The organism is Mesorhizobium sp. M1C.F.Ca.ET.210.01.1.1 (assembly GCF_004791585.1).
Lineage (GTDB): Bacteria > Pseudomonadota > Alphaproteobacteria > Rhizobiales > Rhizobiaceae > Mesorhizobium.
Genome location: NZ_SRUU01000028.1, coordinates 16,801 through 29,581, shown reverse-complemented (window position 1 = coordinate 29,581; position 12,781 = coordinate 16,801). Strand labels below are relative to the sequence as shown.

The window sequence follows — 12,781 nt, the reverse complement described above, 5'->3', positions numbered from 1 at the left end:
CGCAACGATCAGACGACAATTGTCTGCAGCCGCTCGGCGATCAGGGCGGCGAGACGCGCCGCCACCTCGTCCTTGCCCATCTCAGGCCATTCCTCGACGCCGGTCCTGGAGACGATGCGGACCTTGTTGCGGTCGCCGCCCATCACGCCCGACGGGCCGATGCCGCTCTCATGCGAGACGTCGTTGGCGACGATGAAGTCGGCGCCCTTTTTCTTCAGCTTCGCCTCGGCATTGCTGATGAGATCCTGTGTCTCGGCGGCGAAGCCGACGACGAGACCCGGCCGCTTCAAATGATGGCCGACGCCGGCCAGGATGTCAGGATTCTCGACCATCTTGAGCGAGGGCGGCCCCTCACCCGCCACCTTCTTGATCTTCTCGCCGGCCGCGTTCGCGGTCCGCCAGTCGGCGACCGCGGCCACGAACACCGCCGCGTCCGCCGGCAAGAGGTTTTCGACCGCATCCTTCATCTCGGCCGCGGTTTCGACATGCGTGGTCGTGACCCCGGCCGGGTCGGCGATGTTGACCGGGCCGGACACGAGCCGGACATCGGCGCCGAGTTTCGCCAGTGCGGCCGCGATCGCATGGCCCTGCTTGCCGGAGGAGCGGTTGGCGATGTAGCGCACAGGATCGATCGGCTCATGCGTCGGCCCCGAGGTGACGATGATCCTGCGGCCCGAAAGCGGCTTCGGCTTCTCGTCCAGCATGGCCTCGATGGCCGCGACGATCTCCAGCGGCTCGGCCATGCGGCCCTCGCCGGTCTCGTTGCTTTCCGCCATCTCGCCCCTGGCTGGACCGACAAAGGCGATGCCGTCCTTCTGCAGCGTCGCCCGGTTGCGGCGCGTCGCCGGATGCGACCACATTTTCGGATTCATCGCCGGCGCCATCAGCACCTTCTTGTCGGTGGCCAAAAGCACAGTCGAGGCGAGGTCGTTGGCGTGGCCGTTGGCGAGCTTGGCCATCAGGTCGGCTGTGGCCGGTGCCACGACCAGCAGGTCGGCCTCGCGCGATAGCCGGATATGACCGACATCGTGCTCGTCGCTGCGGTCGAACAGGTCGGTGAAGACGTGGTCGGCGGAGAGCGCGCCGGCCGACAGCGTGGTGACGAATTCCTGCGCGGCAGCGGTCATCACGACCCGCACCGAAGCACCCCGCTCGCGCAGGCGCCGTATCAGGTCGAGCGACTTGTAGGCGGCGATGCCGCCGCCGATGATGAGCAGGACGCGCTTGCCCGAGAGCGTTCCTCGAATTGCCGGCTTGCTCGATCCGGCAGAGGCGGGCGCCGCTTGCGTGGCGGGGCCGGTCAGCGCGCGCAGCGTCCTCTCGATCTGACCGATGCGGTCGAACTGGCTGGCCCGGCCTTCAACCGCCGCACGGATCATTATCCGCGCCTGCTCCTCCATCGAGCAGCCGTTTTCGGCCGCCAGTTGCCGGAGCAGATCCTTGACCTCGTCGCCAAGGTTACGAATCGTGATGCTGGCCATCTGATTGCATCCGCTTCAAAATTGCGCCAGCAATGATAGCAATGCAATCAAACAGCGACAAGGCGGGAAGCAGTCAGAAGGTCCGCCACGCGATGTAGACAAGCGTCAGCGCGATCACCCAAAGCGCAATGCGGCCGGAGCGGGTGTGGCGGGCTTCGGCCTTGCCGATGGCGCGCGCGGTCGCCTCGTCGAAGCGCAGGCCATGTTCGGCCATCAGGTCGATCTCACGCGACAATCGCTCGGTGCGGGTGGCAATATCCGGCGCCTGCCTTGCCAGCGCCACCAGCGCCCTGCTGGCATCGCGTGCGTCGGAGAGCAGGCCGCGCGGCCCGAGATTGCCGGCGATCCACTCGCTCACCACAGGCTCGGAGGTCTTCCACATGTTGAAGGCGGGATCGAGCGTGCGGGCAACCCCTTCGACCACGACCATGGTCTTCTGCAACAGGATCAGTTCCGGCCGCGTCGCCATGTCGAAAAGCTCGGTGACCTCGAACAGCAGCGTCAAAAGCTTCGCCATCGAGATGGTCTCGGCCGACTGGCCGTGGATCGGCTCGCCGATGGCGCGGATCGCCTGCGCGAAAGCCGAGACATTGTGCTGGCGCGGCACGTAGCCGGCCTCGAAATGCACCTCGGCGACGCGCCGATAGTCGCGCACGATGAAGCCGTAGAGGATCTCGGCCAGGAAGCGCCGCTCCTTCTTGCCGAGCCGCCCGGCGATGCCGAGATCGACGGCAACGATCGTGCCGTCCGCTTCGACGAACAGATTGCCCGGATGCATGTCGGCATGGAAGAACCCGTCGCGCAGCGTGTGTCTGAGGAACGACTGGATCAGATTGGCGGCAATGGCCTTGAGGTCTTGGCCGGCGGCGGCAAGGCCGGCCAGATCGTTCATCTTGATGCCGTCGATCCACTCCATGGTGATGACGTCACGGCCGGTTCGTTCCCAGTCGACCGCGGGCACCCGAAAGCCCGGATCGTCCTTGGTATTCTCGCCGAGTTCGGAAAACGCGGCCGCCTCGAGCCGCATATCCATCTCGATCCTGGTTGTCTGCGCCAGCGTCTCGGTCACCTCGATCGGCCGCAGGCGGCGCGACGAGGGGATGTATTTCTCCTGCAGGCGGGCGGCGAGGAAATAGCTCTCGAGGTCGTGGAAGAAGTGGCGGCGTACACCGGGGCGGATCACCTTGACGGCCACCCGTGACACTATCCCTTCGCGAATGACTTCGGCGGTGTGCACCTGGGCGATCGAGGCGGCGGCCACGGGCTCGCCAAGGCTGGCATAGAGATCGTCGATCTTGCGCCCGAGCGAGGCCTCGATCGCCGCGATCGCCTCGGCCTTCGGGAAGGTGTGCATCTTGTCCTGCAGCAGGGCGAGGTCGAGCGCCATGTCGTTGCCGACGACGTCGGGTCGCGTCGCCAGGAACTGGCCGAGCTTGACGTAGGACGGCCCCAGCCGCACCACGGCCTGCGCCAGCCGGTCGCCGCGTTGATGGCTCCTTGCGCGGCGGCGGGTAAGCACGCGCGCCAGCCTCCAGCCGAGCTTCGGCATGCCGGAAAGCTCTTCGCCGGGCAGCGCCGCGACCACGCCCTCCCGGACCAGCACCCAGCCGGCCCTGGCGAGCCGGAAGGCGGCGCCGACGCTGGTCATCGCCCGCCCTGCTTCAAAGCTTCCTGCTTCAAGGTTTCCGGCCTCAAAGCTTCCAGCCCGAATGAAGTGCCGCGATACCGCCGGAGTAGTTGCGGAAAGTGACGCGATCGAAGCCCGCGCGGGTGATCATGGAAGCGAAATTCTGCTGGTTGGGGAATTTGCGGATCGATTCGACCAGGTAGGAATAGGGTTCGCCGTCGCCTGTCACCGCCTTGCCGATTTTGGGGATGGCGTTGAAGGACCAGGCCTCGTAGACCCTGTCGAGCAGCGGCATGTCGACCTCGGAGAATTCGAGGCACAGGAAGCGCCCGCCGCGCTTCAGCACGCGAAAAGCCTCGCTCAGCGCCACATCGATGCGCGGCACGTTGCGGATGCCGAACGCGATCGTATAGGCGTCGAAACTGTCGTCTTCGAAGGGCAGCGCCTCGGCATTGGCCTCGACGAAAACGGTGTTTTCCGAGAGGCCTTTCTTATCGGCCCTGTCGCGGCCGACTTCGAGCATCGAGCCGTTGATGTCGAGCACGGTTGCGTGCGCGTGGCGGTGGCTTGCCTCGATGATGCGGAAGGCGATGTCGCCCGTGCCGCCGGCGACGTCGAGCACCTTCCAGCCGGGCCGCTTCGGTGGGTTGAGCCATGCGACCATCGCGTCCTTCCACAGCCGGTGCAACCCGCCCGACATCAGATCGTTCATGAGATCGTACCGATTGGCCACCTTGTGGAAGACGTCGTTGACGAGGGACTGCTTGTCGCCTGCCCCCACCTTCCTGAAACCATAGGAGGTTTCCATGCCGCCCGCAGCCGTGGTTCTCTCAACTGACATTATTTTGATCCGCCATAAAACCGGCGGGACCATAGCCGATCGATGGGGCCGGCGCTATTGTCCAGGGCGCGGTTTTCGGCCGCGCCTTGGAGACGGGTTCGGGCAGGCTCTCGCATGATTTTCCGCCCGCAATCGGCGCAAGGACAAAATACCGGACGGGATGCCCGCATGATTTTGAAAGCCGAACTGCACTGCCACATTGAAGGGGCAGCGGCGCCCGACCTTGTCGTCAGCCAGGCCCGCAAATATGGCATGGACCCCTCGCCCTATATCCAGAACGGCTCCTTCGTCTGGCACGATTTCACCTCTTTCCTCGCTGCCTACGACTTCGCCTCCGATCTGTTTCGCACCGAGGAGGACTATGCCCGCCTGACCGATCACTACCTGACCAGTCTCGCCCGCGATGGCGCCATCTATTCCGAGATCTTCACCTCGCCGGATCATGCCAAGAAGGCCGGCCTCTCGCCCAAGGCCTATACGGATGCGCTGGGCGAAGGCATGGCCCGCGCCAAGGCCAGGACCGGCATCGAGGGGCGCATGATCGTCACCGGCGTGCGTCATGTCGGCGTCGAGGCGATCGAGCAGGCGGCGCGCTTCGCGGCGCGCTGCGGCCATCCGCTTGTGACCGGCTTCGGCGTTGCCGGCGACGAGCGCGTCGGCGATTTCGAGGATTATGTGCGGGCCTTCGAGATCGCGCGCGAGGCGGGCCTTGGCATCACCATCCATGCCGGCGAGCTGATGGGCTGGGAAAGTGTGAAGGCAGCGCTCGACCATATCCGCCCCTCCCGCATCGGCCACGGCGTGCGCGCCATCGAGAACCCCGACCTCGTTCGCCGCATCGCCGCCGAGGGCGTGGTGCTGGAATGCTGCCCCGGCTCCAACATCGCCCTCAAAGTGTTCGACAGCTTCGCCGACCATCCCTTTCCGGCGCTGCGCGCGGCCGGCTGCAAGGTGACGCTCAACTCCGACGATCCGCCCTATTTCTGGACCTCGCTGAAGCGCGAATACGACATCGCCGCCGAGCATTTCGCGATGGACGACAAGGCGCTCACGGCCGTCACCAGAACGGCCATCGAGGCGGCCTTCGTGGACCGGAAGACCAGGGCGGCGCTTCTTGCCCGCCTCAACGGCGGCGGGCGCTGATTTCTTCGTCTGGATTTCTTTCGCTGGATTCCTGGCAAAAGCTGTGGTGGATGGCGGCGGGCGGTTCCTTGGCCGGCGCAATGCCGCTAGGGTCGCTTCAGCAAGCCGGAACCACAGGAGAAAACGATGCAGGGCGTCACCGTCGTCGACCACCCCCTCGTCCAGCACAAGCTGACCATCATGCGCAAGAAGGAGACTTCGACAGCCGGCTTCCGGCGGCTGCTGCGCGAGATCTCGCTGCTTTTGGGCTACGAGGTCACCCGCAATCTCGAACTGACCACCACCACCATCGAGACGCCGATCGAGGAGATGGAAGCGCCGACGCTGGAAGGCAAGAAGCTGGTCTTCGCTTCCGTGCTGCGTGCCGGCAACGGCCTGCTCGAAGGCCTGCTCGACCTGGTGCCGGCGGCGCGCGTGGCGCATATCGGCCTCTACCGCGACCACGAGACGCTCGAGGCGATCGAGTATTTCTTCAAGGCCCCGAGCGACCTTGCCGACCGTCTGGTGATCGTCGTCGACCCGATGCTGGCGACCGCCAATTCCGCGATCGCGGCGATCGACAAGCTGAAAGGGCGCGGCGCCACCAACATCCGCTTCCTGTGTCTGCTGGCGGCGCCCGAAGGCATCGAACGCTTCACCAAGGCGCATCCGGATGTCCCGATCTTCACCGCCTCGATCGACCGCCAGCTGAACGACAAGGGCTATATCATGCCCGGCCTCGGTGACGCCGGCGACCGCATGTACGGGACCAAGTGAGCGCCTTCTTTACCGATCGTTTACGCAAAGACCACGGGGCCGGCGCCCGTTAAAGCTGAAAACACCATGTCGGCGTAGGGATTGGACCTTCACGAAGGTCGATCCATGCTGCGCAAGCTTCTCCTCCTTGGCGTCTTTGTCGGAAGCTCGGCATCGATCCCGATCGTCTATCAGTCGAACCCGCAGATGGTCGAAAGCCTTCTGAAATCGGCCGTTGCTGCCAAGCCGGCGGCGCCGGAGGCGCGACCGGACGTCAACCTCGCCTCGGTTCAGGCCAAGCCGGCAGCGCCGATGCCGCTTGGCCGCCAGGTGTTGGTCAATGCCGACGAACGCGGCCATTTCACCTCCGCCTTCAAGCTCAACGGCCGCCAGATCGACGGCATGATCGACACCGGCGCGACGCTGGTCGCCATCAACACGTCGACCGCGCGACGGATCGGCATCTCGCTCAACCAGTCGGATTTCAATCGTCAGGTGAACACCGCGAACGGCGCCATCAAGGCCGCGGTGGTGACGGTCGAGCGCCTGCAGATCGGCAAGATCTCGGTCGACAACGTCCAGGCTGTGGTGCTCGACGACCGGTCGCTGCAAACCAATCTGATCGGCATGAGCTTCCTGCAGCGGCTGCAGAAATACGAGGTCCAGAACGGCGCGCTGCTGCTCGTGCAGTAGGTTGGACCTGGAGCATGATGCCGAAAAGTGTGAAGCGGTTTTCGGACGACGTCATGCTCTATTTCTTTGATCTAGGGGTCAGGACAAGAGCAGTCCAAAATCCTGCGCTAAGATCGAACAGAACGTGAACTTTCATCTCGCACGCGCATGACGGCCTGGCGACTGGTTGCGAATTTCCTCGCGATGGCCGAGATGCTCATTCCCCCTAGCAAGATCCTCGTGCACATCACCGCTGTCATACCTTTGGAGCTGATTGGGATCGAAAGTGCCGGCAGCTGGGTCTAAGGTTCGTATCCCTTCAACCCCAAAATTAATGCAAGCTAACCGCCACGTCATGCTTTCTCTTCAAAAAGGCATACCTTTGTCTTAGAAGGTATCTCGCAATCCGGTCGCAGCCCACCCGGTCAAAACAAGGGATCTCATAGTATGAAAACCATCGTCATCTGCTCCGGCGGATTGGACTCCGTTTCGCTCGCCCATAAGGTGGCAGCGGAACATCAACTCGTCGGCCTTCTTTCCTTCGATTACGGACAGCGGCATCGCAAGGAGCTGGATTTCGCCGCAGCCTGCGCCAGGCGGCTCGGCGTTGCCCACCAGATCATCGACATCAGGAATATCGGCGCCCATCTCGCCGGCTCGGCCCTGACCGACGATATCGCCGTTCCGGACGGGCACTATGCCGAGGAGACGATGAAAACCACAATTGTCCCCAACCGCAACGCGATCATGCTAGCCATCGCCTTCGGGCTTGCCGCCGCGCAGCAAGCCGAGGCCGTTGGAGTTGCCGTGCATGGCGGCGATCATTTCATCTATCCCGATTGTCGCCCCGGCTTCATCGATGCATTTCAGGCAATGCAGGACCAGGCGCTCGACGGCTATGCCAGCGTTTCGCTTTATGCGCCCTACGTTCAAATATCGAAGGCTGGTATCGTGGCCGACGGTGCGCAAAACGGTACTCCCTTTGCGGAGACCTGGTCGTGCTACAAGGGCGGCGTGCGCCATTGCGGTCGTTGCGGAACGTGCGTGGAGCGGCGCGAGGCGTTTCACCTTGCCGGGATCGACGATCCGACCGACTACGAGGATCCGAACTTCTGGGTGGCAGCCACCGCTGGCTTTTCCGCTGAGGAGGTGAAGTAATGTTCCGCATCACCAAGGAATTTCACTTCTCAGCTTCGCATCAGTTGGCGCGCCTGCCGGCCGAACACCAATGCGCTCGCCTGCACGGGCACAACTACGTCGTCGAGGTCGAGCTTTCGGCCGCCACGCTTAACAGCGACGGCTTCGTCCGCGACTACCACGAGCTTGCGCCGCTCAAGCGCTATATCGATGAGGCCTTCGATCATCGTCACCTGAACGATGTTCTTGGGCATGATGGGGTCACGGCGGAATATCTGGCAAAACATTTTTACGACTGGTGCAAGGAGAGACTGCCGGAAACGTCAGCGGTGCGCGTCAGCGAAACGCCGAAGACCTGGGCGGAATACCGGCCATGAGCGCCGGCGAGACACAGATCCGCATCAGCGAGATCTTCGGACCGACGATCCAGGGGGAGGGCATACTGATCGGCCTTCCCACCGTCTTCGTCCGGACCGGCGGCTGCGACTATCGCTGTTCATGGTGCGATACGCTCCATGCGGTCGCGAGCGAATATCGAGATCAATGGCTCCCGATGTCGGTAGACGAGATCTGGCGGGAGGTGACCCGGCTCTCCGGTTCCAGGCCGCTGATGGTTTCGCTCTCCGGCGGCAATCCGGCGATCCAGCCGCTGGGCGCGCTCATGGAGCGCGGTCATCGTGAGGGCTATCGTTTCGCCCTAGAAACCCAGGGCAGCGTTGCAAGGGACTGGTTCGCCAATCTCGACGTTCTGGTGCTGAGCCCAAAGCCCCCGTCAAGCGGCATGGAAACGGATTGGGACGCGTTTGACGCTTGTCTGCGCATGGCCGCGGAAGCACCGCAGATCGCGCTGAAAATCGTTGTTTTTGACGACGGCGATTACGCCTATGCCCGCGCCGCCGCCGCCCGCTACCCAACTCTTTCGGTTTATCTCCAGCCCGGTAACCACACACCGCCGCCGCCCGATGACGACTCAGCAACGGTGGATATCGACGGCATCATGGACCGGACGCTTTGGCTGGTCGGCAAAGTGACGGACGATCAATGGTTCGAGGCACGCGTGTTGCCGCAGCTACACGTCCTGCTCTGGGGCAACAGGCGAGGCGTCTGAGTCTGCCCGCGTCTTGCCAGAGGCCGGTCTCAACAAGGGTGAAGCGGCCCATAAGCTCAAGCGCGCCGTCTTCTTCCATGAGCGCGGTGAAATCCGCGACCGGTCCTATGACAGCCAGGCCTTCCGGGCGTCCGGGCTTAATCTGGTCGTCAGCGCCATCGTTTACTGGAACACCGTCTATCTCAGTCGGGCCACGGCCCATCTGCGCCAGCAAGGCCGAAATATTCCCGACGAACTGCTCAAGCACGTCTCGCCGCTCAGCTGGGAGCACATCAACCTCACCGGCATCTATTCCTGGGACACCGAGCAGCAAATGCCCGAAGGCTTCAGACTCTTGAGGCTTCCCGGACGTCTTTTCCGGGCCGCATGATGTCCATCGTACGTTCGATCTTAGCGCAGGATTTTGAACTGCTCTTGTCCTGACCCCATTTAGAGACGGATTCAGATTTCAGGTCGATTCGACCTGAAATCATCCGGCTCTAAAGCGGCAGTATCCGCCTGAGCACGGTCTTCTCGGCGGATGGCTTGGAGGATCCGACCGTATAAGCGGAGCGCACCGCTGCGGCGGCGGCCTCGGCATCCGCCCTGGTCCGGGCATGGACCAGCGCCAGCGCCTCACCTGCCCGCACCTCGGCGCCGACCGGCAGCAGCCTAGTGATACCGACGGCGTGATCGATCCTGTCGTCCGGACGCGTGCGTCCGCCGCCGAGGCCAACGACGGCAAGGCCGATGTCGCGCGTCGCGATGCCGGTGACGAAGCCGTCGTCGGACGCTTCCACGGCCAATTCCACCGGCGCATTCGGCAGGTATTTTTCCGGCTTCTCGATAAAATCAACGGGACCGCCGAGCGCCGTCACCATGCGCGCGAAGACAGCCGCCGCGCGGCCACCGGCAAGCGTCTCGGCGGCGCGCCTGATCCCGTCCTGGTTGGACGAGACGATCCCCGCCGACTGCAGCATTTCGGCGGCGAGCGCCAGCGTCACATCCTCAAGCCGGCGGTCCCGGAAACGGCCGGTCAGGAAATCGACCGCATTCCTCACCTCGACCGCATTGCCGGCGGCCGAGGCGAGCGGCTCGTTCATGCCGGTCACCAGGGCCGAAGCCTTGAGGCCCGCTCCGTTGGCGACCTCGACCAGGCTGTTCGCCAGGGCGACCGCGTCGCGCGACTTCTCCATGAAGGCGCCGTTGCCGACCTTGACGTCGAGCACCAGCGAGCCCAGACCGGCGGCGAGCTTCTTTGACAGGATCGAGGCCGTGATCAGCGGCACCGATTCGACAGTGCCGGTCACGTCGCGGATCGCATAGAGCCGGCGGTCGGCGGGCGCCAGATCGGCGGTCTGGCCGATGATGGCGCAGCCGGTCTCGAGCACCGTCTTGCGGAAGCGCGCCACATCCGGCTGGCTGACGTAGCCGGGGATGGCGTCCATCTTGTCGAGCGTGCCGCCGGTGTGGCCGAGCCCGCGGCCGGAGATCATCGGCACGTAGGCGCCGCAGGCGGCGACGATCGGCGCCAGCATCAGCGAGACATTGTCACCGACGCCGCCCGTCGAATGCTTGTCGGTGACCGGCCCCGGCAGGTCGGACCAGTCGAGCACATCGCCGGAATCGCGCATGGCGAGCGTAAGCGCCACCGCCTCCTCGCGGCTCATGCCTTTGAGGAACACCGCCATGGCGAAAGCGCCGATCTGGCCCTCTGAGAGCGTGCCGGCCGTTATCCCCTCGATGAAGGCCGCGATCTCGGACGCCGAGAGCTTGTGGCCATCGCGTTTGCGTCGGATGATTTCCTGGGGGAGCATCAGCTTTCCGGCAAGCCTTGCTCGAAGACGCGCCGCAGGATCGTCGCCAGCCGCGCGCCGCCGACCGGCGCCATGTCCTTGGTTTCCTGATGCGAAAGCTCAGCCCCGGTCATGCCCGCGGCCAGATTGGTGATGACCGAGCACGCGGCGACCTTGAGGCCGAGGAAGCGGGCGAGGATGACCTCCGGCACCGTCGACATGCCGACCGCGTTGGCGCCCATGACGCGCGCCATGCGGATTTCGGCCGGCGTCTCGAAGCATGGTCCCGAGAACCACATATAGACGCCCTTGTGGAGCGCGGTTCCGGTGGCCTGGGCCGCCTTCTCGATCGCCTTGCGCAAGCCGGCATCATAAGCCTCGGTAAGGCCGACGAAGCGGCGGTCGCTCGGCTCGCCGATCAGCGGATTGGAGCCGGAGAAATTGATGTGGTCGGTGATCAGCATAACCGAGCCCGGCCCCATATCCGGCTCGACCGATCCGGCGGCGTTGGTGAGGATGAGATGCGAGATGCCGATGCCGGCAAGCACCTCCAACGCCGGGCGCATCGCGGCGGCGTTGCCGTGCTCGTAGTAATGCGCGCGGCCGGACAGCATCAGCACCGGCGTGCCTGCGAAATGCCCCGCCACCACTTCTCCGGCATGGCCGGACACACCGCTTCGCGGGAACCCCGCCAGTTCGGCATAGGAAATGCGGCGGGCATCCTCGACCTGGTCGACCAGACCGCCGAGGCCGGAGCCCAGCACAAGCGCCGCAGTCGGTGCCAGCCCGTCGAGTTTCTCGACCAGATGATCCAGCGCTTCCTTCATTTCAGAATATCGCCGCTGAAGCCGTAAGGCAGCATCTCGCCCATGGTCACGGTCTCGACCACGCCGGTATTGTCGCAGAGATAAAGCTTGGTCTCCGGCCGGCAAAACTCCGCCAGCCGCTGCCGGCAGCCGCCGCAGGGTGTGCATTTCGCCATGCGCTCGGCAATCACGGCGACCTCGGTGATCCTGCCGCCGCCGCCCATGATGTAATGGCCAAGCGCCGTCGTCTCGGCGCACCAGCCTTCGGGATAGGACGCCACCTCGATATTGGCGCCGGCAAAGACGCGCCCGTCCTCGGTGCGCAGCGCCGCGCCCACGGGGAACTTGGAATAGGGCGCATAGGCTTTCGCCATCGCAGCCTTCGCCGCCTCGAACAGATCATGCGACATTCAGTTCTTCTCTCCCACGATCTTGTTCAAAAGCCGATTGCGTCGAGGCCGAGCGGTTCCTGTCGTCCCGATCTCAGCGTTCCTTGACGTAGGGCACGCCGCCGGCGCGCGGCGGGATTGCCTTGCCGATGAAGCCGGCGAGCAGGATGACGGTGAGCACATAGGGCAGCGCCTGCATGAACTGCACCGGCACCTTGCCGACGATCGGCAGCGGCGTGCCTTGCAGGCGGATCGACAGAGCATCGAGGAAACCGAAGAGCAGACAGGCGAACATGGCATTGACCGGCTTCCATTTGGCGAAGATCAGCGCGGCGAGCGCGATGTAGCCCTTGCCCGCGGTCATGTCCTTCACGAAGCCGCCATTCTGCACCATCGACAGATAGGCGCCGGCGACGCCGGTGAGCACGCCGGTGCAGATCAGCGCCCGGTAGCGCAGCCAAGCGACCGAAATGCCGGCGGTGTCGACGGCGGCCGGGTTCTCGCCGACTGCGCGCATCCTGAGGCCGAAGCGGGTGCGGAACAGCACCCACCAGGTGAACGGCACCATCGCGAAGGCGAAATAGACCAGTATGGAATGGCCGGAGATCAGCTCCGAATAGATCGGGCCGAGGATCGGCACGCCCCTCACCGCGTCGGCACCGGGCCAGACGATCGCCTCGAACCGTTCGCCGGGCTGCAGCGCCGGCGTGCGACCGCCCTGCTGGAACCAGGCCTGACCCAGAATGATGGTCGACCCTGCGGCGACGAAGTTGATGGCGACGCCGGAAACGATCTGGTTGCCGCGGTGCGTGATCGAGGCGAAGCCGTGCACCATGGCGAAGGCGACCGAGATCAGGATCGCCATGCCGAGGCCGATGAAGGCCGAGTGGAAGACGGAGGCCGCGGCGGCGCCGGCGAAGGCGCCGACCAGCATCTTGCCTTCGAGACCGATGTCGAAGATGCCGGCCCGCTCGGAATAGAGGCCGGCGAGGCAGGCAAGCAGCAGCGGCACCGACAGGCGGATTGTCGAGTCCAGCACCTGGACGATGGCAACGAAACTATCCATG

13 protein-coding genes and 1 pseudogene are annotated in these 12,781 nt (G+C 64.4%); 7 read left to right on the top strand and 7 right to left on the bottom strand.

What is annotated here, in order from left to right:
* Window positions 1-8: 8 nt before the first annotated feature.
* The 3 genes from coaBC to ubiE form a co-directional block, all read right to left on the bottom strand.
* Complete coding sequence (coaBC, locus tag EN853_RS25410) at window positions 9-1,481, bottom strand: bifunctional phosphopantothenoylcysteine decarboxylase/phosphopantothenate--cysteine ligase CoaBC (protein ID WP_210234810.1); 1,473 nt, start codon at window positions 1,479-1,481, stop codon at window positions 9-11.
* A 73-nt stretch (window positions 1,482-1,554) separates the two neighbouring features.
* Window positions 1,555-3,129 carry a 2-polyprenylphenol 6-hydroxylase gene (ubiB, locus tag EN853_RS25405; protein ID WP_127859283.1) on the bottom strand — a complete coding sequence of 525 codons (1,575 nt, stop codon included), beginning with the start codon at window positions 3,127-3,129 and terminating at the stop codon, window positions 1,555-1,557.
* A gap of 43 nt (window positions 3,130-3,172) precedes the next feature.
* Window positions 3,173-3,949: a bifunctional demethylmenaquinone methyltransferase/2-methoxy-6-polyprenyl-1,4-benzoquinol methylase UbiE gene (ubiE, locus tag EN853_RS25400; protein ID WP_127859284.1), complete on the bottom strand. Its 777-nt coding sequence runs from the start codon at window positions 3,947-3,949 to the stop codon at window positions 3,173-3,175.
* Between the two features lie 168 nt (window positions 3,950-4,117).
* Here ubiE and EN853_RS25395 point away from each other — a divergent pair, with 168 nt between their 5' ends.
* The 7 genes and pseudogenes from EN853_RS25395 to EN853_RS25360 form a co-directional block, all read left to right on the top strand.
* Window positions 4,118-5,092 (top strand): adenosine deaminase, encoded by a 975-nt coding sequence (locus EN853_RS25395; protein ID WP_127859285.1) that lies wholly within the window; start codon window positions 4,118-4,120, stop codon window positions 5,090-5,092.
* A gap of 126 nt (window positions 5,093-5,218) precedes the next feature.
* The gene (gene upp / locus EN853_RS25390; protein WP_067002624.1) at window positions 5,219-5,848 is read left to right on the top strand and encodes a uracil phosphoribosyltransferase; all 630 of its coding nucleotides are present in this window, start codon (window positions 5,219-5,221) and stop codon (window positions 5,846-5,848) included.
* 105 nt (window positions 5,849-5,953) lie between these two features.
* Window positions 5,954-6,520: a TIGR02281 family clan AA aspartic protease gene (locus EN853_RS25385; RefSeq protein ID WP_127859286.1), complete on the top strand. Its 567-nt coding sequence runs from the start codon at window positions 5,954-5,956 to the stop codon at window positions 6,518-6,520.
* A 426-nt stretch (window positions 6,521-6,946) separates the two neighbouring features.
* On the top strand, window positions 6,947-7,657 hold the full coding sequence (queC, locus tag EN853_RS25375; protein WP_127859287.1) for a 7-cyano-7-deazaguanine synthase QueC: 711 nt from the start codon (window positions 6,947-6,949) through the stop codon (window positions 7,655-7,657).
* A complete protein-coding gene (gene queD / locus EN853_RS25370; RefSeq protein ID WP_127859288.1) occupies window positions 7,657-8,013 on the top strand; it encodes a 6-carboxytetrahydropterin synthase QueD in 357 nt (118 codons plus the stop codon). The genes queC and queD overlap by 1 nt, the downstream gene beginning before the upstream one ends.
* Window positions 8,010-8,744 (top strand): 7-carboxy-7-deazaguanine synthase QueE, encoded by a 735-nt coding sequence (gene queE, locus EN853_RS25365; RefSeq protein ID WP_127859289.1) that lies wholly within the window; start codon window positions 8,010-8,012, stop codon window positions 8,742-8,744. The genes queD and queE overlap by 4 nt, the downstream gene beginning before the upstream one ends.
* A gap of 22 nt (window positions 8,745-8,766) precedes the next feature.
* Window positions 8,767-9,114 (top strand): annotated as a pseudogene (locus EN853_RS25360) (Tn3 family transposase); the annotation flags it as partial.
* A 109-nt stretch (window positions 9,115-9,223) separates the two neighbouring features.
* On the opposite strand, the gene deoA reads toward EN853_RS25360, so the two are convergent.
* From deoA to EN853_RS25340, 4 genes are all read right to left on the bottom strand, one after another.
* Entirely contained in the window at window positions 9,224-10,540 is a 1,317-nt protein-coding gene (deoA, locus tag EN853_RS25355; RefSeq protein ID WP_127859290.1) for a thymidine phosphorylase, read from the bottom strand.
* Window positions 10,540-11,346 (bottom strand): purine-nucleoside phosphorylase, encoded by an 807-nt coding sequence (locus EN853_RS25350; protein WP_127859291.1) that lies wholly within the window; start codon window positions 11,344-11,346, stop codon window positions 10,540-10,542. The genes deoA and EN853_RS25350 overlap by 1 nt, the downstream gene beginning before the upstream one ends.
* The gene (gene cdd, locus EN853_RS25345; RefSeq protein ID WP_127859292.1) at window positions 11,343-11,735 is read right to left on the bottom strand and encodes a cytidine deaminase; all 393 of its coding nucleotides are present in this window, start codon (window positions 11,733-11,735) and stop codon (window positions 11,343-11,345) included. Before cdd ends, EN853_RS25350 begins: the two co-directional genes overlap by 4 nt.
* Window positions 11,736-11,808: 73 nt before the next feature.
* Entirely contained in the window at window positions 11,809-12,780 is a 972-nt protein-coding gene (locus tag EN853_RS25340; RefSeq protein ID WP_127859293.1) for an ABC transporter permease, read from the bottom strand.
* Window position 12,781: the final 1 nt, after the last annotated feature.

Bases quoted from the DNA above. Each gene is read 5' to 3' on its own strand.
- cdd (WP_127859292.1), bottom strand. From the start codon at position 11,735: ATGTCGCATGATCTGTTCGAGGCGGCGAAGGCTGCGATGGCGAAAGCC.
- queC (WP_127859287.1), top strand. From the start codon at position 6,947: ATGAAAACCATCGTCATCTGCTCCGGCGGATTGGACTCCGTTTCGCTC.
- coaBC (WP_210234810.1), bottom strand. From the start codon at position 1,481: ATGGCCAGCATCACGATTCGTAACCTTGGCGACGAGGTCAAGGATCTG.
- EN853_RS25350 (WP_127859291.1), bottom strand. From the start codon at position 11,346: ATGAAGGAAGCGCTGGATCATCTGGTCGAGAAACTCGACGGGCTGGCA.
- queE (WP_127859289.1), top strand. From the start codon at position 8,010: ATGAGCGCCGGCGAGACACAGATCCGCATCAGCGAGATCTTCGGACCG.
- upp (WP_067002624.1), top strand. From the start codon at position 5,219: ATGCAGGGCGTCACCGTCGTCGACCACCCCCTCGTCCAGCACAAGCTG.
- deoA (WP_127859290.1), bottom strand. From the start codon at position 10,540: ATGCTCCCCCAGGAAATCATCCGACGCAAACGCGATGGCCACAAGCTC.
- queD (WP_127859288.1), top strand. From the start codon at position 7,657: ATGTTCCGCATCACCAAGGAATTTCACTTCTCAGCTTCGCATCAGTTG.
- EN853_RS25340 (WP_127859293.1), bottom strand. From the start codon at position 12,780: ATGGATAGTTTCGTTGCCATCGTCCAGGTGCTGGACTCGACAATCCGC.
- EN853_RS25395 (WP_127859285.1), top strand. From the start codon at position 4,118: ATGATTTTGAAAGCCGAACTGCACTGCCACATTGAAGGGGCAGCGGCG.
- ubiB (WP_127859283.1), bottom strand. From the start codon at position 3,129: ATGACCAGCGTCGGCGCCGCCTTCCGGCTCGCCAGGGCCGGCTGGGTG.
- ubiE (WP_127859284.1), bottom strand. From the start codon at position 3,949: ATGTCAGTTGAGAGAACCACGGCTGCGGGCGGCATGGAAACCTCCTAT.
- EN853_RS25385 (WP_127859286.1), top strand. From the start codon at position 5,954: ATGCTGCGCAAGCTTCTCCTCCTTGGCGTCTTTGTCGGAAGCTCGGCA.